Origin of the sequence: uncultured Bacteroides sp. (assembly GCF_937912035.1) — a bacterium.
Taxonomy (GTDB): domain Bacteria; phylum Bacteroidota; class Bacteroidia; order Bacteroidales; family Bacteroidaceae; genus Phocaeicola.
Genome location: NZ_CALDPF010000002.1, coordinates 120,866 through 145,475 on the forward strand (window position 1 = coordinate 120,866; position 24,610 = coordinate 145,475).

A 24,610-nucleotide genomic window follows, 5' to 3' on the forward strand; every position below is an offset into this window, starting at 1 on the left:
AAAGATAATACCTTAAACTTCAGATTATCCACCTTTCACAGAAAGATAAAAATAATAATATGCCATATACTTCTTAAATACATGGTTGCCATTTTCATTCACTGTTGGAATGTGTTCTCATTTAAAACGATTTTCTGATATTTAATACTATTTTTTATTAATTTCCTTTTCAAGCAAAGCTTTCAATTTATGTGCTTTTTCAGGATATTTACTAATTACATTTTTCTTTTCCGATATATCATCTCTCAAATAATATAATTTTGCAGGAACAACCTTTTTAGCCTTATTTACAGATGGCATTATGTATTTCCATTCACCTGTTGATATTGCCAATAATTTAAAAGATGATTCAATTACATAATCACGTCCCTTTTTATCTTTTCCAATCAGGACATTTAATTGGTTGGAGCTATCTTCAGCAGAAGCCCTAGGTTTCTGTACCTTAACCAATGAAGCCATCGAATCATACAAATCTATATGAGAAACCAAAGCATCCGAAGTACCAGATTTTACTCCTTTAGGCCAGTAAACAATAAACGGGACTCTAGTACCTGCCTCATATATACTATATTTGCTACCACTGAAATTTCCCCATGGTTTGTGGTTACCCAAAAGTTCCTTTGCCTGATCCTTATAACCATCATCAAGAACAGGTCCATTATCACTAGTTACAATAATCATTGTATTATCAAGAATACCTTTACGTTTCAAGGCATCAACAATCTGTCCTACAGTCCAATCAAATGACAGAATTGCATCTCCACGATATCCCGTTCCACTCTTGCCACGGAAACGCTCATGCGGATATCGAGGAACATGAACATCATTTGTTCCAACATACAAAAAGAAAGATTTATCAGACTCTCTTTCTATAAATTGCACAGTCTTTGCTACTATTGTGTCAGCAATATTCTCATCTTCCCACAAAGCCTTTCCTCCACCTTTAATATAACCTATACGTGATATTCCATGCACTATTGCCTGATTGTGTCCATAAGAAGGATGAAGTTTTGTAAGAAGTTCAGGATGATCTTTACCTAATGGTTCACCTAGGAATGGTTTCTTGTAACTTACATATATAGGATTTTCCGGGTCATAATTATATACTTTATGATTTTCAAGCCATACGCATGGAACACGGTCGCCAGTAGCTGCCATCAAAAAAGAATAATCAAAACCAAGATCTTTCGGTCCGGGTGTTATCACCCCATTCCAGTCTTGTGTACCTGTTTTATCACCCAAACCTAAATGCCATTTACCTATTGCACCTGTAGTATAACCTGCCTTTTTAAAAATATCCGCTACGGTGTACTGCTCAGGACGTATAATCATTCCCGCATCACCGGTTGCTATACCTGTATCATCTCTTCGCCAATTATAACATCCGGTAAATAAAGAATATCTAGAAGGAGTACTCGTCGAGGATGTACAATGAGCATCTGTAAAAATCAATCCTTGTTCAACCAGATAATCCACATTAGGAGTTTTTATAGTCTTATTACCGTAACAACTCAAATCACCATATCCCAAATCGTCAGCAACTATAAATATCACGTTAGGTGTTTTATTGATTTTCTGAGCCACTGTCGGTAACACAGAAAACAATGACATACACAGCGCTGTGTTAATTCTCATATTTTGCATAATTGATAATAATTTATTTCTGTTGTTTCATTGCTTTATAGAACTTTGATTACATTATAAATCAATAATTGATTCACAAATCATTTAACCTCTTCAAGAAGCAATACCATACTGGAATATTCTTTCTTCAAATCCTTAAGAACAGATAATCCGCTGTTCTTTAGAATATTTCCACTTATCACCTTATTATTAAAAGACACAGGTTTGTTTATGTTCTCCGGTGTAAGGTCTGTTATACGATATTTCTTGCTTTCATCAACTCCACTTAGAACAACATCAGGAATTACCTGATTAAGGAAATGCTCTATCTTGTAAACAAACAGTACAGCCTTGTCTTTTTCCGTTGTAGAATACATTAAAGAAGATATTCCCTTCCTGTCGTATGGAGATATAAGACGATACAAGTCACCGAACTGCACAATCGGTCTTATTTTTTTATATGAAGAAATAGCTCTTTTTGCAAAATCCTTATCTTTATCGGTCATATCCTTAGGTTGAATTTCCATACCGAGACGTCCTGACATAGCAACATCAAAACGGAATTTTAGTGGAAGAATTCTGCCTGTCTGATGATTCTTATTTGCACTTACATGTGAAGCCATAGCTATGGCCGGATAGAAATTAGAAACTCCCCACTGCATATATATGCGCTGAAGCGCATCAGTATCATCGCTTGTCCAGAATTCGTTAAAGTAAGGCATAAAACCATAATTTACTCTACCGCCACCACTGGCGCATACTTGTATGACGAGTTTTGGATATTTTTCACGAATACGTTCAAGTACACTATTCAATCCTTTATGATATTCAATATAAATATGAGATTGCTTGTCTTTCGGAAGATAATGAGAACCATAATTCATTAGCGGTGCGTTAGCATCCCATTTTATATAAGCTATCTCAGGATAATTTGTCATGAGATTATCAACTACACCAAAGACAAAATCCTGTAGTTTTGGATTGGTCAAATCAAGTATCACCTGTGTACCGCCACGACCAGTTGACAATGGACGATTATCCTGACTCAATACCCAGTCCGGATGCTTTTCAAACAATTCACTTTTTGTATTGGCCATTTCCGGCTCAATCCATATACCAAACTTTATATTGTTGTTCTTTGCAGATTCCAGCAATCCTTCTATACCTTCAGGAAGTTTTTCCTTACACACAACCCAATCACCAAGACTGGAACTTCCACCATTTCTCGGATATTTATCACCAAACCACCCGTCATCCATAACAAACAACTCTCCTCCCATAGAAGACATGTCCTTCATCATCTGATCCATCACTTCCTGATTCACTCTAAAGTACACACCTTCCCAACTGTTCAGAAGTATGTCACGTTCTACATTTCCCTGATTCAATTTATATTCTCTTGCCCATTTATGAAAAGCCCTGCTTACACCCCCTTTACCTGATGTACTATATGTCATTGCAAATTCAGGAGTTACAAACGTTTCTTCCGATTCAAGAATATAGTGAGAAGTTTCTTCGTTTATTCCCGCTATTACATCAAGTTCACTATTTGATACTACAAATTTTATCATATAATTTCCGCTCCATGCCAACGTTCCTCCAAAGACTTTTCCTGAATCTTCATGAGGACATCCATCTACCGTAAGCATAAATGAAGGATTGTCAGTTTGAGTATTACGGATTCCCTCCTTATTGGCAATAACTTTCTGTCCATTAAACAGTTTTTCTTCCTCCATCATATGTTCAGCTCCCCAAGTACCATGAAAATGCGTCAACCAGTTTTCGGAACGTTTAAAAGGAAATGTAACAGAAGCGAACTTATACATTGTTACAGGTTTCTTGGCATTATTGGTAATTTCTACCCATGTAGATATCACATCAGTACCTCTATAAGCCTTGAAAAACTGTTTTACCTCTAACGGATAAGCTTTATCAGTCATCAGTATCTCTGTATAATCTGCACTATCTTTTGAATATTGTCTTACACTGTCAACAACAAGTTCTACAGACATACTACCATCCGGATATTTTACAGCAAAAGCTTTCTCTCCATATGAACGAACGCCAAAACAAGAGTAATTGTCATGCCCAAACGCAATACCTGAATTATATATTCCTTTGATTTCATCTTCCGAAATTTTCGTGCCATAATATTGCAACTTAGCTTGTTTACCCTTATCTGCACTAATCAGTAATGAAGTATTTAGGGTCGATATCAAATAATCCTTTGCTAAAATACTTCCCGAAGCCAAAGCAGCAAAAAATAAACTGAATATTTTTTGTTTCATAGAATATTAACTTTTTAGATATTATTTTTTAATTTCACTCCACAAAGGAGGATTTACCCCCATAAGGTGACGTACAAAGAAATCAAAACGTTTATGTTCTCCATAATCTCCACCCATTGTATGATGCTCGCCCGGTAATACTACAAGTTCAAAATCCTTATTGGCCTTTATAAGAGCATTTACCACCTGCATGGTAGAAGCAGGATCGACATTGTCATCCATTTCTCCCACAACAAGCATCAAAGGTCTGGTCAGCAAATGTGCATTATCCACATTTGATGAAGCACTATATGATTCATCTACCGGATATCCCATCCAAAGTTCATTCCACCAAATCTTGTCCATACGGTTATCGTGACATCCGCATGCCGAATACGCCGCCTTGTAAAATTCAGGATGGAAAAGAACTGCCGACATTGATTCCTGACCTCCGGCAGAACATCCGAAAATTCCTACTCTATCTATATCCATATAAGGATATTTCTTCGCTGCAGCCTTAATCCAGGCAATATGGTCAGGCAGACCTGCATCCTTGAGGTTTTTATAACATACTTCCTCAAATTCTTTTGACCTGAACGATGTTGTCATACCGTCAACCTGTACAACTATAAATCCCAATTCAGCCAAAGAAGTCATCCACCCATTGTAAGATGAGAATGATTTCGGAACATAATGATTACCCGGACCGGAATAAATATATTCTACTACAGGATATTTTTTCTTAGGGTCGAAATTAGAAGGTCTATATATAAGTCCCCATATATCTGTTTTTCCGTCACGACCTTTAGCTGAGAATGATTCCGGAGCCTTCCAACCATCTTTCACCAAAGCAGAAATATCAGCTTTTTCTATGGTCATAATGATTTTTCCATTATCTGCACTGCGGAGCAATGCTACAGGGGCTTTATCTGAAGAACTATAAACATCAACCATATAATCGTAATCTGAAGAATACCAGCACTTGTGCATACCTTCTTCCGGAGTTAGCTCTTTCATTCCTGTACCGTCAAACTTTATTTTGTAGTAATGGATAAAATATGGATCTTCTTTCTTATCCACTCCGTTAGCCGAAAAATAAATCAATTCATTTTTCTCGTCAACATGTTGTATTTCACGCACGTACCATTTTCCTTTAGTAATCTGATGTGTCGGTTTACCTGTAGCACGGTCGTACATATAAAGATGATTGTAGTTGTCCCGTTCACTCGACCATATTATCCTTTTTCCGTCTCTCAGGTATTTACGGTATATTCTCGGATAGTTAACATATTTCTCTTCCTTTTCTTCTATAAGAGGACGGACAGAAGCGTCCTGAGCTGACATCTCAAGAACACGATAAACTTTATGTCCGCGTTCATTATATTCAAATGTGACAGCCCTACTATCGGAATTCCACGAAAAGTTAGTTAAATTATACTGATGACTGAATAATTCAGTAGACGGTATAAGTGATTTCTTTTCCGCTACATTAAAGATACATGGAACTTTAAAACGTAACTCATCTCCTGGCTTGGCATATTCCTGTTTATGGAGCTTTGGCTGCAGCTGATCTTTTGGAGAAGACTCTACGTAATAGACATAACGTTTTTCAGCAGGACGTATTTTACATGAAAGAACACTCTTTGAATCGGGAGACCATTTTATATATGATGAATAATAATTTCCCTTAGTTCCATCTATACTTAACTGAGTTTCAACTCCTGAAGACAATTCCTTCACATACACATTGTCATTTTTTATGAATGCCTCATACTTACCGTCAGGAGACAAGACCGAATTACCGTTTTTCTCTTCATCAACAACCATCCAATGTGGCCTGGCCGGAGCCGGTTTCAGATTTCCTTCACATACCAGTTTATTATTTTCAGTATTAAAGGACCATTTTTTACCAGAAAATTCAAACCTCACAACATTAAATTCCCTGTTTACAGATACTTTACCAAGCAACAATCGTGAAGGATTACACTTTTTGCCAGACTGTTCAGAGAGTTGTGACGCAAGAATCTGGTGATTGAATAATGAAGACCGCTCTGTAGTTTTGGCATTCACTCTCACATATTCATTTCCATCCTCTGAATTACGAATATACCAGAAACTATCAGTATCTCTAATCCAGTTAGGTTCTACACGTCCATTCAGAACACGTCGGAAGCTATAAATTTTCTTAACCTCGTATGCCCTGTTATAATCAGACAATGTTCCCTGTGAATACGCAAGAAAACTCCCCCACAAGAAAAAATTCGCAAAAACGATAAAAGACTTTAAATAACTGTTTGTCATAATATAAATAATTAAACTATAAAAAAGGTATAAAAAAGCAAAAAGCCATATCTTAATACAAGAATTATGTACAAAGATATAGCTTTCAGCAACTATCCTATATATATTTTTTATTCAGATTATATTATAATTTATGCATATACTAATCATTATAAAGATTCCACATACTTTTTAGGTGATATCCCTTTCACCTTTTTAAAAATAAGACTGAAATATTTCGGATCAGTAAATCCTACAGCATAGGCTACTTCTGAAACCTGCATATCTTTTGTCTTCAACAATTCACATGCCTTCTTAATTCTTACATCACGTATCATTTCATTAGGAGACAACCCAGTTAATGATTTCAATCTTCTGTACATAGTAGACTGAGTAGTATTCATCTTATCATAAAGAAGATCATTGGTAAAATCACTGTTTTCCATATTTTCTTCAATAACAGCAACCACTTTATCAAGAAACTCCTTATCCGACTCAGATAAACTTGTTCCAGTTTCTTCGACTATATTTTCTGAATCTTCCGACAAATATTTCTTTGCCACCATACGGCGGTTACTTATTATTGAGTTTATCTGAGCTATCAGAACAGACATTTCTATTGGTTTAGGCAAATAGACATCAGCTCCAGCTGCATAACCCAGTTTTTGGAATTCAGCCTGAGTTTTAGCGGTAAGCATAACGACCGGCAGGTAATAGAGTTCTTCATCTTCTCTTATTGATTTGCATAAATCTATACCGTTCATTTCAGGCATCACATAATCAGTAACAATTATATCAGCCTTACCATCAGACTTGAGATATCCCATAGCCTCCTTACCGTTATTTGCAGTATGTACATTATATACCCTTCCAAGAATTTTCTCCATAACAGAAAGCAAATCCGGATCGTCTTCCACCAAAAGTATATCTGTTTTCTGTTCATCCGAATCAATAATCATTTCTTCTCCGGCATTACCTTCTGCCAATGATGTTATGCTATCATCAATTTCATCAGAAGCATAACAGTCTTTGTCTGCCGGTAATGTTATAACAAATGATGTCATCTGACCGACAATACTGCTTACACTTATTACTCCATGATGAAGATCTACGAGATCTTTCGTAAGGGATAGCCCTATACCTGTTCCCTGAGTATGGAATTTTCTATAATCTCCTTCATAAAAACGACGGAACAAACCCGGTAATTTATTTTCTGGAATACCCTCACCTGTATTTTCCACTACTATTACAATATTCCGTTTATCATCCTTATATGTTTCTCTCAAACTAACTGTGATAACTCCTCCATCATAATTGTATTTCAAGGCATTGGAAAGAAGATTATATAAAATCTTATCAAGTTTGTCTATATCGAACCAAGCGAATATTGAATCCTGTTCACACCTGAAATCCATAGTTATATTTTTCCGTTCAAGCAACGGCTGAAAATTTTCGGCACAAACATTTTTTATAAAAGGAACTATATCATTATTACTAACCTTTAATTTCAAGTTTCCGGATTCTACTTTTCTGAATTCCATTATCTGCTGAAGAAGACGCTTTAGACGACGCAAATTTATCTGCATTATGTCAAGAGTATGAGAATCAGAAACATTATCCATTTTGAGACTTTCTACAGAACACTGCATAACGCTAAGAGGAGTGAAAAGCTCATGAGAAATATTGGTAAAGAATTTCAGTTTTACCTGATTTACTTCATCAGATTTCTGATGTTCTATCTGTTCTATCCTCAACTCATTCTGTAGCTTTATCCTATTATGTATTATTCTATATGATATGTATACAGCTACTATAATAATAACCCAATATATAATGTATGCCCACCATGTAAGCCATGGTGGAGGAAGAATCGTTATAGACATAGTTTCAACAGGAGACCAAACACCATTTTCATTACAGGATTTCACTGAAAACTGATATTTCCCCGGCTGAAGATTATTATATGATACTCTACGACGATCGGCCCCTACATATAACCATTCTTTATCAACACCGTCAAGCATATAGGCATATCCAACAGAATATGGTGATTTGAAAGTTAATCCGCTAAAAGCCAGCATTATATTATTTTGATTGTGAGAAAGAGATAACTTATCAGTATATGGGGGTAATTGACTATTATTGTTTCTCCCATAAAACTCTGATAACGGAACATTATTAACAGATAAATCTACTATAGCTGTAGAGAAGCATGTGCTGTCTGCCATATCCTGAGCAGGATTATAACAATCCACCCCATTATATCCACCAAATAACAGAGTATGATCTGACAAAGCTAAAGCTGCCCCTGGAGAAAACTGTGTATTTTTTATACCATCTATGGAAGTATAAAGTTTTACAGATGATTCGTCTGATATATTCATACGACATATTCCCCTACCTGTAGCCATCCATAAATTACCACAATCCTCAATTATAGAATATATAATATTATCTGATGATGTCTTTACCGAAGGTATCATTCTGAACTTTCCTTCATGCTGATCAAATTTACTTAATCCACCTCCATTAGAACCGACCCAAAATGTGCCATTTGAGTCACTGTACATACATAATATATTATCATAATTTAATTTTCCATTTTCAACTGAATATTCAGTTACATTATCATTTTTATCAAGTGAAAAGATTCCTGAAGCATCTGTACCTATCCATAACTTACCAGCATGGAAATACAGTGATGTAATTTGGTTATCTTTTATATAGTCAGCAACTATACTAACCTCTTTCTTTGTAAGATTTCCCTTGGTATAATTCAACAAGTATAACTTATTTTCAGTAGCACACCATAATTCTCCATTGTTTTTCATGCATATATCAGAAATAAACCGAATGTTACCAAATTTATTTCTTACCCTCATAAGTTTAGCTTTCTTGAGATTTCTGCCTACCAGACAGTATACTCCATCGTATCTTGTAGCTATCCATATCCTATCGCGCTTATTGTCTTTTTCAAAACCAACTATTGCATTACTTTTCTTAGAAAGCTTACTTAAAGATGGAATTTCTATTGTTTTTTTTCGGTGAATAGGATTCAAGCCTACTATATCAAGTACATCCAATCTCTCTCCAACAAAAAGCAAAGAGTCTTCATATTGAAACAATGACGTTACAATTTTTACCTTACTATTTTCTTTTGAGTTAAGCAAATCCAAATTATTAAACGGATAATTCCTGATTATCAATTTATTAACACCACTTCCCAAAACAGAAGTCCACAAAATACCTTTCGAGCATATATTGATTTTTGTAACCTCTATACCATTCAAATCAGAAGGGCCATAATGAATAAATGACGAAGTATTTTCCAGATCATTCATAAGGTACAAACCATTAGCAGTAGAAACCCACATCTTGTTTTCTCTTCCGTCATATTCTATATTAAACATTACCGGATTAGAGAGTTTATTAGATTTTTGTTCTACAGGAATTATAGTATAATCATACGAATACACATCTTGAGGATTATCCAATCTTATCAACGCACCATTGTCCCAGGTAGTAATCCACATTCTTCCTTTATTATCTTCTACAAAATCAGTAACACGATATGACTTACCTTTACACACCGTATCATAGAAAAAAGTATTGTTATTTTCAGGATTATATGTATAAAAACCTGATGCCCAAGTTCCAACCCATATAATACCATTCTTGTCCTCATATAATGAATTTATATATAATTTTTTAAGCTTAGAATCATCTATATGAGTAAACTCTTCTTTTTCATTATTATACACATACAGGCCTTGCGTCGTTCCCAAATATATATATCCATTTCGTGACAATAATAGCGACTTGATTTTCTTCAGTATCGAACTTTTTATTTCTATATGTCTTGTCTGTTGCTTTTTTGTATCAAACACAGCAATTTCTTTATTGGTAACAATCCATAGCTTGCCATCAGGAGCTTTTTCCATTAAACGAATTGAGTTCGATTTTAAAAAAAACGGTGACAAATAATCCGAACGGAAAACTTTAAACTCATACCCATCAAAACGTGCCAATCCGTTGGTAGTTCCAAACCACATCATACCCATATCATCTTCTACAATACCAGTAACTTCATTACTTGGCAAACCTGATGCAGCAGAATAGTTAACAATCTGCGGTTCTACAGAAGATACAGGAATAACACACAAATGTGATATTAAAATAACGAGTAATACGAGTAGTAATCTGGGATTCATTATTATAAAATTATTAGCGTTTTATTTTAAGTCAAACATACGTCATTTTTTATATACAGCAAAAGTAAAAAAAATGTCTTATAAATTTATCATAAGACATTCTTTCTATACTAATAAAATCAAAAAGCAACAATTCCCAACTTCTTCTTACCATCCATCTTCACCGTCAATGGCGACTCAAACCTCACCCAGCGCAGATATTTGGTCTCTTCCACAGCAGGCAGACTGTTCAGGAACTCCTGATTATAAATACCATCGTTCATAAATGCATTTATGGTGAAATATCCCACACCGAATGATGTCAGATTCTGGAAGAAATGGGTTCCCTGACTTGGGTCAACACGATAGTTGGTCAGGCCTGCCTCAACTATTATTCTTGCAGCTGAGATATTAGGCCATTTCACCGGTATCCCCAACCATGTGTCGCTACTACCCCACCGGCCTGGACCTACAAGTACATAATGCTTTCCTTCATCCAGAAATTTCCTGTTAAGTTTCTCTATATCGTATGCTATGAGCTGATTGTTCGAAGCCGAATATCCGTCAGTCTTGACATAAATTATATCACATATATCATCCATAACTCCATGACCAAGAGAGTTCTCACTCTTCAATATTATCTTATCTTCAGGAATCAGACTCAAGTCTTCATCCAGGTCTGCCTTTATGTCAACCATCGGACGTATCTGAAGAAGATAGAAAACTCCTGTCTTCTTGCTGGCATCGAAATTTACTGCAAATTCTATTTCAACAGGACGACGCATCTCGCCCTGACCATATTTCTGCGCCAACTGCAAGAGACGGGCCAATGGGAATACATCATGCTGGAGAATATTTGCAAACGTAATAATCTTTCTTCCGCCAGGATAGATACCGTCGCGTATCACCATATCGTATGGATCGTACGTTGACGCAATATAGTTCAGTGAGCCGTCGGCCTCAGCATCCTTGACATGCAGTTTCAAAAGATTGAATCCATCGTCAAGCGAGAAGTTATGCCCCGTGTTTTTAAGGTCGAGAGCATAGAAGCGTGTCTGTGTCTCGCGCAATGCTATATCCATTTCACTGGTTTGCAACACCTTGTCCGGATGATAAGGACATACTCTCAATGTAAGTCCTCCATCAACTATATATTTTCCGAGTCCCAAAGCCAAACTTACTGTTCCTTCTTCGGCAAGCTCGTCATTTATAGGATAATAATTTATTGAACGTGCAACACCGGAAATGGCAGGATAATATCTGTCTCCATACTGTGTACCAACCACTTCCTGAAGTATCACGGCCATTTTTTCCTGGTCAATCAAATTACTGGTAGCCTGCATGTACGCCTTGCTGTCTTTATAGAATACTGAAGCATAAACACCTTTTATGGCATCACTCAGCATACGAAGCATCTCGTACTTGTCCTCCATATATGGTATCATATATGTGGAATATATACCGGCAAAAGGCTGATAATGAGAATCTTCGAGCAAGCTTGAAGAACGTATGGCAAGCGGAGATTTAACCACATCGAAGAAGGCAAAGAAATCCTCTACCAGTCTGTCCGGAAGCTTGGCACGAAGGAAGGCCCTCAAGATAGTTTCATCATCAGCATCACTCAATGCCAACTGGTAAAGACGGTTGCTGTCCATAAACTCATCGAAAATATCTGTACACAGAACAACAGTCTTCGGTATGGCAACAGATGCATTCTCAAAATCATCGAAATCAGGATGACGCTTAATCATATTGTCGATAAATGCCAGACCACGCCCTTTTCCTCCCAATGACCCTTCACCTATACGGGCAAAATTGGAATAACGGTCAAAACGTTCACGCTTGAATTCTGCCACTACACCCTGATTTTTCATTTTCCTATAGCGTACAATGGCTTCGAAAATTATCTGTCGGTGGGCGTCAAGGTCCTGTAGGGAATCCCATGTCACCTGTTTCAAAAATTCTGCCACAGGGAAAATGGCGCGTGAATAAAGCCAGCGCGACACATGGTTTCGGCTGATATGATAATGGAAAGAATCTGCCGGAATAGAAAATACTATATTCTGCAGTTCCTTCAGGTTATGGACTCTTGCCACTTCCTCCTTGGTCTTTGGATTGATAAATACGAAATCTCCAAAACCGAAATTATCCGAAACAGCCTCACGAAGATCGATATTCATCTTCTTGGAATTTTTGTCAATGAATACTGCCTTACACTCGTCTGCATACTTACGGTTATCTTCCTCTGACGACTGAAGAATCAGAGGCATAAACGGATCACGACTACGCACTTCTTTTAGAAGTTTCACTCCAGCCAAAGGATCTATTTTGCCGTCATGTGGAAATCTGGCATCTGATATTATACCCAACACGTTATTACTAAATGTTTCATACAACTTCATCGCTTCTTCATATGAACGTGCAAGTACAATTTTAGGACGACCACGCATACGCAACGTACGCTGATGTTCGTTCAATGCCTCGGTTGCAAACTCCTGACTTTGCTTAAGCACAAACTTGTACAGATTAGGAAGAACAGACGAATAGAAACGTATTGAGTCTTCCACAAGCATTATCATCTGTACACCCACTTCCTTTATATCGTGCTCCAGATTCATCTTGTCTTCTATCAGCTTGATGATTGACACAAGAAGATCTGTATTACCAAGCCAGCAGAACACATACTCGAACACACTAAGGTCTTCATGCTCCATTCTTTCTCTGATACCATGCGAGAACGGAGTCAGAACCACGATAGGTATATGCGGATATTTGGCCTTGATGTCACGGGCAATATCGAAAGTGTCGCTGCTATCAGTTCCAGGCATACATATAACCAGATCAAACATGGTGTTTCCCAACTGTTTCCATGTTTCTTCCGGTGTGGAAACCTGAGTGAAGCGTGGCGGATAACGCAAACTGAGATTCATGTACTCTATAAAAATCTTCTCGTCTATACGTCCGTCGTCCTCCAGCATGAAAGCGTCGTATGGATTTGCCACAAGCAAAACGTTGAATATTCGTTTTGTCATCAGATTGGCAAATTGAGTATCCTTGAAATAAAGCTGATTTAACTTTAACTTACTGAGCATAGGATTTATGATTTATATTCTATATAACAAAAATCGTCATTTCAATTGACTTATGCAATAAATCTTTATCAAAAAAATGGATTGTTGCTAATGGTACAGCTCGAATTCAAGCAAAATGGGCAGATGATCGCTATATCCCCCCTTATATCTCATGCCGTTATACATACGGAATGGAGTGACACCACCATACTTATCGTCTTCCTCAAGCAAAAAAGGGAAGTCGATGATGCTTGCTTTAGAATAATCAGTCCTTATACTGCCCTCTCCCAACAGACTGCCGCTGACTATAATTTGGTCCAGTATACCCCATTGCCCACGATAGCGATAAGTACCTCCTTCCCTACCTTCCATTAGATTGTATAACGTATTTCGTTCAATATTTTTTTCTGGTCTGGAAGCTTTCAGGACTGAGGATATAGACTTGTTCTGCGGATAGTCATTGAAATCGCCCATTATTATAACATTTGGATTTGAACGGATACTCATCACACTGTCTGCAACCGATTTCAGTATTCCTGCAGCCATGAGTCTGAACTTTTCGGTTTTCCTCCAACCTCCTGAACGAGAAGGGAAATGCACAAGGAAAATATCCAGAGTATCACCTGTTACAATTCGTCCCGAAGCATGGAGAATGTCGCGTGTAGGCCGTCCGCCAATACTCGCAGTGGGAACATGAATGGATCTTTTGTCAAGCAGTCTGAAAGTGTAAGGCTGATAAAGCAGGAGTACATCTATGCCTCGTTCGTCGGGTGAATCTGTGATTATATATTCGTAGCCGGCTTCTTTCAGTTGGGAATATCCTACAAGTGTTTTTGCACAGAACTCGTTTTCCACTTCACAAAGGCCTATTATATCCGGAACATTTTCGCGCGAGGCAGAAAGTATTACGCGGGCAATATTTTCTACTTTTTTCCGGAATTTACCGTAATTCCAGCCCCGGGGGCTATCAGGCATGAATTCCGAATCGTTTTTGAGGGAATCGTGACGGCAGTCGAAAAGATTTTCCACGTTATACTCCATAACCAGAAAAGACTGTTGAGCAGCAAGGTCCAACGACATGAACCCTGCCACCCAACAAATCAAAATTCTTATAAAGCTCATAATCAAGCTTTAAGAGGTATATTCTTAAGAACATCAAGCAAATGTCTCCAGAACTTGTCCACTGTAGGGATAAGCATTCTTTCGTCAGGAGAGTGTACTCCACGCAATGTAGGTCCGAATGAAACCATGTCAAGAGAAGGATATTTCTCCAGGAACAGACCGCATTCCAATCCGGCATGTATAGCTTTAACCTTAGGTTCTGTGCCGAACAATACTTTGTAACTGTCTACAGCCACTTTCAGTATTTCAGACGAAGGATTTGGCTTCCATCCCGGATAACCATCGCCTGTTGTGACTGTTGCCCCGCCAAGTTCGAATGCAGAACGTACTGTCTGCGACATGTCTTTACGTGAAGACAGAATAGAACTGCGCTGGCTTGTAACAACCACAATCTGTCCGTCGCGCATCTTGACAGAAGCAAGGTTAGACGATGTCTCTACAAGTCCTTCTATATCCTGACTCATGGCAAACACACCGTTGTACACTGCATGGATAGAGTTGAGGAACTTGGTCATTGCAGTTTTCTCTATTACTTCCGGCAAAGCTGTTTCAGACTCAAGATCCATTCTTATGTTCGGCTCTGTAACAGAGAATTCGTTTTCTATGTCAGCAAGGAATATATTCAAATCCACTCTTACCGATTCCTTGTCCTTCATAGGAACTGCACATACAGCATGAGCTTCACGAGGTATCGCATTATGAAGGTTTCCTCCATCTATTTCCGCAATATATAAATCGTATTTCTGAGAAAGAAGCATCAGATAGCGGTTCAATACTTTGTTGGCATTGGCACGTTTCTTATTGATATCGTCTCCTGAATGACCTCCTGTAAGACCTTTCACAGTAACACGGAAGAAGAAATAACCTTCCGGCGATTTCACCATAGGGCAAGGGAACTGAGCTGTTGTTCCTGCACCTCCGGCACATCCGATAAACAGTTCGCCTTCGTCTTCAGAGTCAAGGTTGAGAAGGATATCTCCGTTCATGAAGCCTTCTTTCAATGCAAATGCTCCTGTCAGACCTGTCTCTTCATCTACTGTGAACAGACATTCAACAGGACCGTGCTGCAAATCATCCGATGCCAACACAGCCAACTGAGTAGCTACACCGATACCATTGTCTGCACCGAGAGTAGTACCTTTAGCCTTCAGCCATTCACCATCTATATATGTCTGAATAGGATCGTTTTCGAAATCATGTACAGTATCGTTGTTCTTCTCGCAAACCATGTCTATATGCGACTGCAGTATAACAGTCTTTCTGTTTTCCATTCCAGAAGTAGCATTTTTCTTTATCAGAACATTTCCGGCTTCATCCACTTTATATTCCAGTCCTTTACTTTCGGCAAAAGCAATTAGATAAGCACGTATTTTCTCTTCCTTTTTAGAAGGACGAGGCACCTGGCAGATTTCGTCGAAATAATGAAAAACAATCTTAGGAGTCAAGTCTTTTACTTCCATAATTATCAGTATTAAGTATTTATGTAATTATTAACTATGCAAAAATAAGTTAAATAAGTCGATTTACACATATATATTGACTTTTTTAAAAGCATTGTGAGGTTTTAATCGTAACAAAACTATATATTTGCACCACAAAAATAGTGAAAGGTGAGCGGAGAGACAAATGAAAAACGCAGTTTTTCAAATTTTGAATATCCTGAACCAAATCCTATTTGTCATAAAAACTATAGCAATGCTTAAAACAATACTCGCTACACTGATAATAGTAGCTGTCTGCATAGCACTATTATGTGTAAAAATACTTTTTAAGAAGAACGGACGTTTCCCTAACACTCATGTGAGTGGCAGCAAGGCAATGCGCAAGAGGGGAATCGGATGTGTACAGTCACAAGACAGAGAGCAGCGTAAAGTAAACCCTAACGCAATCTCGGAACGACAGAAAAATGAAGAAGAATAATAATTAACTTAAATGATATAAAGAATTTATGAGAAAGACTAAGTACATCCTCAAAGGATTTTTAGCTGTGGTTATGGCTGTAATGTTTGTACAGTGCGCAGGAAACAATGGTGAATCAACACAAACAGCAACACCTGTTGCAGCTTCCGGTACAACAAACATGAAGATTGCATACGTTGAAATAGACTCACTTCTTACAAAATACCGTTTTTGGAATGACCTGAACGAGCTCATGATTAAGAAGGAAGAAAACATCCGTACAACTCTTAACGAAAAGGCTAAAGCTCTTGATGCTGCGATGAAAGAATTCCAGCGTAAATATGAAAACAACGGTTTCGTAAGTGCAGAAAGTGCTCAGCAACAGCAGAATCGCATCATCAAACAGCAACAGGATCTTCAAGCTTTGCAGGAAAAACTTAGCAAGGACCTTGCAGACGAAAACCAGAAAAACAGCCTTCAGTTGAGAGACTCAATCAACTCATTCCTGAAAATATACAACAAGGATAAAGGTTATAGCCTTATAATCAGCAACACAGGCTTCGACAATCTTCTTTATGCTGATCCTGCATTCAATATTACACAGGAAATTGTTGACGGACTTAACGCACGTTACTCTGGTCTCAACAAATAATACGATTTCTGAAAATAATATTTAAAGAATATAAAGGTGGATTTTTCCACCTTTTTTTATTTTTGTTCCGAACAAAAACAATGCCTGTTTTGTTTTATAGTTAATTGACGACAACATAAAACGATAGACATTATGGAAACTTTTTACGAATTAATATCTTCATCAGACGTACCAGTAATTGTAGATTTTTTCGCTGAATGGTGCGGTCCTTGTAAAACGATGTCCCCTATTTTAAAACAAGTAAAGGACATGCAAGGTGACAAGGTGCGAATAGTAAAAGTAGATGTAGACAAAAATAATGCACTAGCTATGCAATACAGCATACAGTCTGTACCTACACTGATGATTTTCAAGAATGGAAAACAAATGTGGAGACAAAGTGGAGTAATAAACGCCGGAGAACTAAATAAAATCGTAGAAATGTTCAAATAATAAATAATTAAACTCTCATTTTTCATCATTTATTGCTCAAACATGGCTGAAAGTTTCACCATAACTTTTCAGCCATTTGTTTTTATATCAATCTTTTATATTTTTAATATACACATCAGCTCTAGTCAGTACATCACGTACAAAATTATAAGTTTCAGTACCCCTGAAATATCCATTCTTGCAAACTGGATCCTTATAATACTCTTCCTTATTCTTGAGCAACATATATACAGCAACATTTCCTTCCCATAGATATTTATCTTTCCCATACTTCTCTGCCAAAGCCATAGCATCAAACACATGACCTATACCGGAATTATACGAGGCAAGAACAAACATTATACGTTCATTGTCATCCTTTACTTTAGAAAAAATTTTCTGTAACTCCGATATATATTTTACTCCCCCTTTAATACTTTGCTCAGGGTCACTTTCCATTCCTGGAGGAATACCGTAAGCTCTGGCTGTAGAAGGCATCAACTGCATCAAACCTTTTGCACCAGCCCAAGAAACAGCTGACGGATTAAAATTTGATTCGGTATAGACCAAGGCTGCAAGCAATCTCCAGTCCCAGTTTATCTGCGACGCATATTTTCTGAACAAATCATCATAATATGATATTCTGCCATCTTTAAGTGAAAGAATAGAGCCCTGTGGAATATGTTTGTTAAGTTCAAAATATCTTCTGGCACTAGCCTGGAACTCGGCTGAGTTTATATTCTCTCTATGCCACTTATCCGCAGCCTCAGCCAGCTTAGGCGAAGTTTTCCTTACTGCCCATGCAGAACGCTGGTCAAAACTTATTTCCATATTTATATCCAAATTAGGATTATATGTTTTATTTATCCTAGCCAGTTCGTTATTGGTCACAGTATAATCTATTTTACCTTTAGCGACCATTTCAATAAGGTCCTCATTCGTTATACTGTCTTCGGTAACTTCGTGTATTGATATACCTCCCCCAAGCTCATGGTTCAAATTTTCAAGTCGTTCTTCATATTTTCCCGGCATGACATATACATCTTTTCCTACAAGTTGGGTAACATCATCCAAAGCATCATTACCATTTCTTTGAACCAATACCTGATGCGATATATTCTCTTTTCCACAATATATCAGTTCTTTTTTCCTTTCATTCGTTATGGCAAGATTATATGCTATAAGATCTCCTTCACCACTTAGCAAGGCATCCACCAGCTCAACTTCCGAGTTCAAGACTATGACTTTCAATTCTACACCCAGCGATTTTGCAAATCCCTGTGCAAGCTCATATTGAAATCCCATAGGAACTTCCCTATAATTAAAATATGATGCATAACTGTTTATCGTAAGAACTATAAGTTCTCCATCTTCAAGAACCTGCTCCAGATCATCATGAATAATTTCAACTTCATGTTCCTTGTTTATAACAAAAGTTATGGCTATCAAGGCTACAATAAGCACTATTATCGAAGGAATTAACAATCTACGTTTCTTCATCGTATTACATTTTAATAATTAATGAATATATTTCGCTATCTTTGCCGTATACAAAAATACTATAATAAATAAAATATACAAACTATGGTCAAGCACATTGTTATGTTCAAGCTGAAAGAAAGCTTGTCTGAAAATGAGAAAATTGAAATAATGAACAATTTCAAATCGGCTATTGAATCACTGCCTGAAAAAATCAAATTCATAAAAGATATTCATGTAGGACTAAACATCAACACATCCGAAAAGTGGGATATCTGCCTTGACAGTACATTCGATTCGCTGGAAGATGTAAAAGCATATTCTGTCCATCCAGATCACGTGGCTGCGGCTGGAATTATTAAAGAAGCAAAAGAAGACAGAGCATGCGTGGATTTTGAAATATAATTGAAACAGCCTATGAAAAAGATTATTAACCCCTGGAAAGGTCTCGACGGATATTACTGCTTCGGATGTGCACCCAACAATGAAGCCGGAGTAAAAATGGAATTCTACGAAGACGGAGATGATATAGTAAGTATCTGGCATCCGGAAGCAAAATATCAGGGATGGGTAAACACACTGCACGGTGGAATACAGGCTACACTGCTGGACGAAATCTGCGCATGGGTGATAGCAAGAAAGCTTCAGACTACAGGCGTAACGTCGAAAATGGAAACCAGATACATGAAATCCATAATGACTACAGATGATTATGTGGTGTTACGCGCACATATTAAAGAACAGAAACGAAATATCATACTGGTAGATGCATCAATCTATAATATGAAGGGAGAAGAGTGTACCAAAGCTACTTGCACATACTTTACTTTTCCAAAAGAAAAAGCGCAAAAAGACATGTTTTTCTACGGATGCGAGACTGAAGAAGAAGATGTCAATCCGCTAATTTGAAAGAAAAATCAAACTTTTTGCATTAAAAATTTGGAATTATAAATCTTTCACTATACTTTTGTCGCAAACAATAAGAAAAAGTTATGATTTTTACAACTGCTCTACATCACCATCATCATTTCCTGACGAAATAATCGGTAGGCTGATGGCTCATGCAGTTCATTATAGAAAAAGATTTATTCAAGGCTTGCCGTAAAACAAACGGTGAGCCTTTTTTATTAATGCAGATTATAAACTTTTAAAATCGAAAGATATGCTAAGAATTGCCGTACAATCAAAAGGCCGCTTGTTCGAAGACACAATGGCCCTGCTTGCAGAAGCTGACATCAAACTGTCAACATCAAAACGCACATTGCTCACACAGTCAACAAACTTCCCTGTAGAAATCCTGTTCCTGCGCGATGACGACATACCTCAATGCGTGGCAAGTGGAGTTGCCGACATGGGTATAGTAGGTGAAAACGAATTTGAAGAAAGAGAAGAAGAAGCTGATATTGTCCAAAGGCTGGGATTCAGCAAATGCCGTCTGTCTCTAGCCCTGCATAAAGAAATTGAGTATAACGGCCTGGAATGGTTCAACGGAAAGAAAATTGCTACTTCCTATCCGGTGATTCTGAAAAAATTCCTCGATAAAAATAACATAAAAGCTGATATACACGTTATAACAGGTTCGGTAGAAATAGCTCCGGGTATTGGACTGGCTGATGCCATTTTCGATATAGTAAGCTCCGGCTCCACGCTTATCAGTAACAACCTCAAAGAGGTGGAAGTGGTAATGAAAAGCGAGGCTCTGCTGATTGGCAACAAGAACATGAGCGACGAGAAAAAGGAAATCCTCAAGGAACTGCTCTTCAGACTGGATGCCGTGAAAGCCGCCGAAGACAAGAAATATGTACTGATGAATGTTCCTACAGACAAGGTTAAGGACATCATTGAAGTTCTTCCGGGAATAAAGAGCCCTACAGTCATGCCACTTGCCACAGAAGGATGGAGCAGCGTACATACCGTACTTGACCAAAAATGCTTTTGGGAGATAATAGGAAAGCTGAAAGCTATCGGCGCACAAGGCATTTTAGTTCTTCCTATCGAAAAGATGATCCTCTAACTACCAACACCTTTAAAAAAATGAACATAATAAAATATCCTGCACGGTCAGAATGGAAAAACCTTCTGAGTCGTCCCACATTAAACACGGCAACGCTTCGCGACACAGTGCTACAAGTACTTGGTGATATACGCGAAAAAGGCGACAAAGCCGTTATTGAATACGAAGAGAAATTCGACAAGGTAAAACTATCGTCACTCGAAGTAACTGAAGAAGAATTTGCTGAAGCTGAAAAAGCTACCGATAACACACTGAAGGAAGCCATCGGCAAGGCATTGGAAAATATTCGTACATTCCACGCATCACAAAAGTTTGAAGGACAGAAAGTCACTACTACAACAGGAGTTACATGCTGGCAGAAAGCAGTAGCCATAGAGAAAGTTGGTCTATACATTCCAGGAGGAACAGCTCCCCTTTTCTCTACAGTGCTAATGCTCGCAGCTCCGGCAAAGATTGCAGGATGCAAAGAAATAGTTCTGTGTTCACCTCCAAACCGTGAAGGTAAAATCAACCCAGCTATACTTTATGCAGCCAAGGCAGCCGGAGTAAGCAGAATATTCAAAGCCGGTGGCGTACAGGCTATAGGAGCAATGGCATACGGTACTGAAAGCATCCCTAAAGTATATAAGATATTTGGCCCGGGCAACCAGTACGTAATGGCGGCAAAGCAGGAAGTATCACTACATGATGTAGCTATAGATATGCCTGCCGGACCTTCGGAAGTAGCTGTGCTTGCAGACGAAACAGCCAATCCGGCATACGTGGCATCCGACCTGCTTTCACAAGCAGAACATGGAGTGGACAGTCAGTCAATATTGATTACAACTTCAGAACAGCTCATCAATGCCGTTAAAGAGGAAGTGGAAAAACAGCTGGCTGTATTACCAAGAAAGGAAATAACAGAAAAATCACTTTCACACAGCAAACTTATATTGGTAAATACCATTGACGAAGCTATAGAAATGACTAACGAATATGCACCCGAACACCTGATTATCGAAACTAAGGACTATATGCAGGTAGCAGAACGAATAGTCAATGCCGGCTCGGTGTTCCTCGGTCCATACACACCGGAAAGTGCAGGCGATTATGCTTCGGGAACTAATCATACCCTTCCTACCAACGGATATGCAAAAGCCTACAGCGGAGTAAATCTGGACAGTTTCACCCGCAAGATTACATTCCAGGAAATTACACGCGAAGGCATAATGAACATAGGACCTACAATTGAGACAATGGCGGCAAACGAATATCTTGACGCCCACAAGAATGCCGTGACAGTAAGACTTAAATAACGGACAAGACAATGAAAGAATTAAAAGAACTTATACGCCCCAACATATGGTCGCTTAAACCTTACTCATCAGCCAGAGACGAGTATAAAGGCGCTACGGCATCTGTATTTCTCGATGCTAACGAAAATCCATATAACACACCAAACAACCGTTACCCCGACCCATTACAGACAGAACTGAAAACTTTGGTTTCAAGGGTTAAAAACATAGGCAAAGACAGAATATTTTTAGGAAACGGAAGTGATGAGGCAATAGATATTCTCTATCGTACATTCTGTGTTCCCGGCGTTGACAATGCCGTAGCAATAGATCCTACATACGGTATGTACAAAGTGTGTGCGGATATTAACGACGTAGAATACAGAAAAGTATTGCTAGACGAAAATTTCCAATTCAAGGCTTCAGAACTTCTGTCAAGAACAGATAACAACACCAAACTGATCTTTCTATGTTCGCCAAACAATCCCACAGGTAACAATCTGTGTCACAAAGAGATAGAAACCGTATTAGAGAACTTTCAGGGAATTGTGGTAATAGACGAGGCATATATAGACTTTTCCACAGAAAAGTCATTCACAACAATGCTCGACAAATATCCTAACATGGTGGTACTACAGACATTCTCAAAAGCGTGGGGATGTGCCGGAATAAGATTAGGTATGGCATTCGCATCTGAAGAAATCATTTCAGTGTTCAATAAGGTGAAATATCCATATAATGTAAACCATCTCACCCAAACAGAAGCTATCAACATGATAGGCAAAGAATATCAGATTAAGGAATGGGTGAAAACATTACTTACCGAACGCAGCAGACTTATTGAAAAGTTCGGCAATTTGGATTGCTGCGAGCATATCTACCCTACCGATGCCAACTTCTTCCTAGCCAAAGTCACTGACGCAAAAAATATATACGATTATCTGGTAAATAAAGGAATAATAGTAAGAAACCGTACTAATGTCACTTTGTGCCATAACTGCCTCAGAGTTACTATAGGTTCGCGTCCTGAGAACGACAAACTTATAGAGGCTCTTAAAAACTATAAATAAGGAGAGACAATGAAAAAGATATTATTCATCGACCGCGACGGCACACTGGTGATAGAGCCACCTGTTGACTATCAGCTCGACTCTTTCGAAAAACTTGAGTTCTATCCTAAGGTTTTCCGAAATCTGAGTTTTGTGCGCGAGAAACTGGACTACGAATTCGTTATGGTAACCAATCAGGACGGACTCGGAACAAACTCATTTCCGGAAGATACATTCTGGCCTGTACACAATCTTGTAATGAAGACTTTGGAAAACGAAGGAATAACCTTCGACAATGTCTGTATAGACAGAAGTTTTCCTGAAGACAATGCACCTACCAGAAAACCACGCACAGGAATGCTTACACAATATATCGACAATCCTGAATACGACCTAGCAGGAAGTTATGTTATAGGCGATCGTGCCACAGATGTAGAACTGGCCAAAAATCTTGGATGCAAAGCCATTCTCCTGCAAGATGACAAAGAAACTCTGAAAGAGAAATCACTGGAGGAATATTGTTCCCTTGCGACAAAGGACTGGGACAAGATAGCCGAATTCCTGTTTGCCGGAGAGAGAAAAGCTGAAGTAAGACGAACAACAAAAGAAACCGATATCTATATAAGCCTCAATCTCGACGGCAACGGAGCTTGCGATATAAGTACAGGTTTGGGATTTTTCGACCACATGCTTGAACAGATAGGTAAACACGGAGGACTGGATCTTACTATAAAAGTAAAAGGAGACCTCGAAGTGGACGAACATCACACCATAGAAGACACAGCTATAGCTCTTGGAGAATGTATCTACAAGGCATTAGGCAACAAACGCGGAATAGAACGATACGGTTACTGTCTGCCCATGGACGACTGCCTGTGTCAGGTAGCACTCGATTTCGGAGGACGTGCCTGGCTGGTTTGGGATGCAGAATTCAAGCGTGAGAAAATAGGCGATATGCCTACCGAAATGTTCCTGCATTTCTTCAAGTCATTAAGTGACTCGGCACGAATGAACCTCAACATAAAAGCTGAAGGCCAGAACGAACACCACAAGATTGAAGGCATTTTCAAAGCCCTTGCACGAAGTATCAAAATGGCCGTAAAACGTGATGTATATCACTTTGAAGTTCCGTCAAGCAAAGGATGTATATAACAACAACTCATTAATAACCGGAGGAGGCTTAACAGCCTCCTTTTTTTGTTAATAAGAATTTCAAACCAACCAAAACAGTTAAACCATGTTATAAAACATTTGTTTTCGCGCACAAAACTTGCAAATT

General features: G+C 38.2%; 17 protein-coding genes. 9 read left to right on the forward strand and 8 right to left on the reverse strand.

Features of this window, described 5'->3' with window-relative positions; all coding sequences use genetic code 11:
• Window positions 1–147: 147 nt before the first annotated feature.
• The 7 genes from Q0486_RS00440 to Q0486_RS00470 all read right to left on the reverse strand — a co-directional run bounded on the left by Q0486_RS00440 (window position 148) and on the right by Q0486_RS00470 (window position 16,013).
• The gene (locus tag Q0486_RS00440; RefSeq protein ID WP_299229199.1) at window positions 148–1,611 is read right to left on the reverse strand and encodes an arylsulfatase; all 1,464 of its coding nucleotides are present in this window, start codon (window positions 1,609–1,611) and stop codon (window positions 148–150) included.
• A gap of 113 nt (window positions 1,612–1,724) precedes the next feature.
• Window positions 1,725–3,911 (reverse strand): alpha-galactosidase, encoded by a 2,187-nt coding sequence (locus tag Q0486_RS00445; protein ID WP_299229120.1) that lies wholly within the window; start codon window positions 3,909–3,911, stop codon window positions 1,725–1,727.
• 21 nt (window positions 3,912–3,932) lie between these two features.
• A complete protein-coding gene (locus Q0486_RS00450) occupies window positions 3,933–6,191 on the reverse strand; it encodes a S9 family peptidase (protein WP_299229123.1) in 2,259 nt (752 codons plus the stop codon).
• Between the two features lie 149 nt (window positions 6,192–6,340).
• The gene (locus Q0486_RS00455; RefSeq protein ID WP_299229126.1) at window positions 6,341–10,381 is read right to left on the reverse strand and encodes a hybrid sensor histidine kinase/response regulator transcription factor; all 4,041 of its coding nucleotides are present in this window, start codon (window positions 10,379–10,381) and stop codon (window positions 6,341–6,343) included.
• Window positions 10,382–10,500: 119 nt separating this feature from the next.
• Window positions 10,501–13,452, reverse strand: a complete 2,952-nt coding sequence (locus Q0486_RS00460; protein ID WP_299229129.1) for a PEP/pyruvate-binding domain-containing protein — start codon at window positions 13,450–13,452, stop codon at window positions 10,501–10,503.
• Window positions 13,453–13,539: 87 nt separating this feature from the next.
• Entirely contained in the window at window positions 13,540–14,553 is a 1,014-nt protein-coding gene (locus Q0486_RS00465; protein ID WP_299229132.1) for an endonuclease, read from the reverse strand.
• Window positions 14,554–14,555: 2 nt separating this feature from the next.
• Entirely contained in the window at window positions 14,556–16,013 is a 1,458-nt protein-coding gene (locus Q0486_RS00470) for an aminoacyl-histidine dipeptidase (protein WP_299229135.1), read from the reverse strand.
• A gap of 235 nt (window positions 16,014–16,248) precedes the next feature.
• Here Q0486_RS00470 and Q0486_RS00475 point away from each other — a divergent pair, with 235 nt between their 5' ends.
• The 3 genes from Q0486_RS00475 (at window position 16,249) to trxA (ending at window position 17,536) form a co-directional block, all read left to right on the forward strand.
• Entirely contained in the window at window positions 16,249–16,473 is a 225-nt protein-coding gene (locus Q0486_RS00475; RefSeq protein ID WP_299229138.1) for a hypothetical protein, read from the forward strand.
• 28 nt (window positions 16,474–16,501) lie between these two features.
• Entirely contained in the window at window positions 16,502–17,104 is a 603-nt protein-coding gene (locus Q0486_RS00480; protein WP_299229141.1) for an OmpH family outer membrane protein, read from the forward strand.
• 132 nt (window positions 17,105–17,236) lie between these two features.
• On the forward strand, window positions 17,237–17,536 hold the full coding sequence (trxA, locus tag Q0486_RS00485; protein ID WP_299229143.1) for a thioredoxin: 300 nt from the start codon (window positions 17,237–17,239) through the stop codon (window positions 17,534–17,536).
• A gap of 87 nt (window positions 17,537–17,623) precedes the next feature.
• Here the strand turns inward: trxA and Q0486_RS00490 are convergent, their stop codons facing one another.
• Window positions 17,624–19,015 carry a transglycosylase SLT domain-containing protein gene (locus Q0486_RS00490; RefSeq protein ID WP_299229146.1) on the reverse strand — a complete coding sequence of 464 codons (1,392 nt, stop codon included), beginning with the start codon at window positions 19,013–19,015 and terminating at the stop codon, window positions 17,624–17,626.
• Between the two features lie 84 nt (window positions 19,016–19,099).
• On the opposite strand from Q0486_RS00490, the gene Q0486_RS00495 reads away from it, so the two are divergent.
• The 6 genes from Q0486_RS00495 to hisB all read left to right on the forward strand — a co-directional run bounded on the left by Q0486_RS00495 (window position 19,100) and on the right by hisB (window position 24,483).
• A complete protein-coding gene (locus Q0486_RS00495) occupies window positions 19,100–19,399 on the forward strand; it encodes a Dabb family protein (RefSeq protein ID WP_299229149.1) in 300 nt (99 codons plus the stop codon).
• A 12-nt stretch (window positions 19,400–19,411) separates the two neighbouring features.
• Window positions 19,412–19,903 carry a PaaI family thioesterase gene (locus Q0486_RS00500; RefSeq protein WP_299229152.1) on the forward strand — a complete coding sequence of 164 codons (492 nt, stop codon included), beginning with the start codon at window positions 19,412–19,414 and terminating at the stop codon, window positions 19,901–19,903.
• A gap of 253 nt (window positions 19,904–20,156) precedes the next feature.
• Entirely contained in the window at window positions 20,157–21,008 is an 852-nt protein-coding gene (gene hisG, locus Q0486_RS00505) for an ATP phosphoribosyltransferase (protein ID WP_299229155.1), read from the forward strand.
• 20 nt (window positions 21,009–21,028) lie between these two features.
• Window positions 21,029–22,303: a histidinol dehydrogenase gene (hisD, locus tag Q0486_RS00510; protein ID WP_299229161.1), complete on the forward strand. Its 1,275-nt coding sequence runs from the start codon at window positions 21,029–21,031 to the stop codon at window positions 22,301–22,303.
• An 11-nt stretch (window positions 22,304–22,314) separates the two neighbouring features.
• Window positions 22,315–23,352 (forward strand): histidinol-phosphate transaminase, encoded by a 1,038-nt coding sequence (hisC, locus tag Q0486_RS00515; protein ID WP_299229164.1) that lies wholly within the window; start codon window positions 22,315–22,317, stop codon window positions 23,350–23,352.
• 9 nt (window positions 23,353–23,361) lie between these two features.
• Window positions 23,362–24,483, forward strand: a complete 1,122-nt coding sequence (hisB, locus tag Q0486_RS00520; RefSeq protein ID WP_299229167.1) for a bifunctional histidinol-phosphatase/imidazoleglycerol-phosphate dehydratase HisB — start codon at window positions 23,362–23,364, stop codon at window positions 24,481–24,483.
• Window positions 24,484–24,610 lie beyond the last annotated feature (127 nt).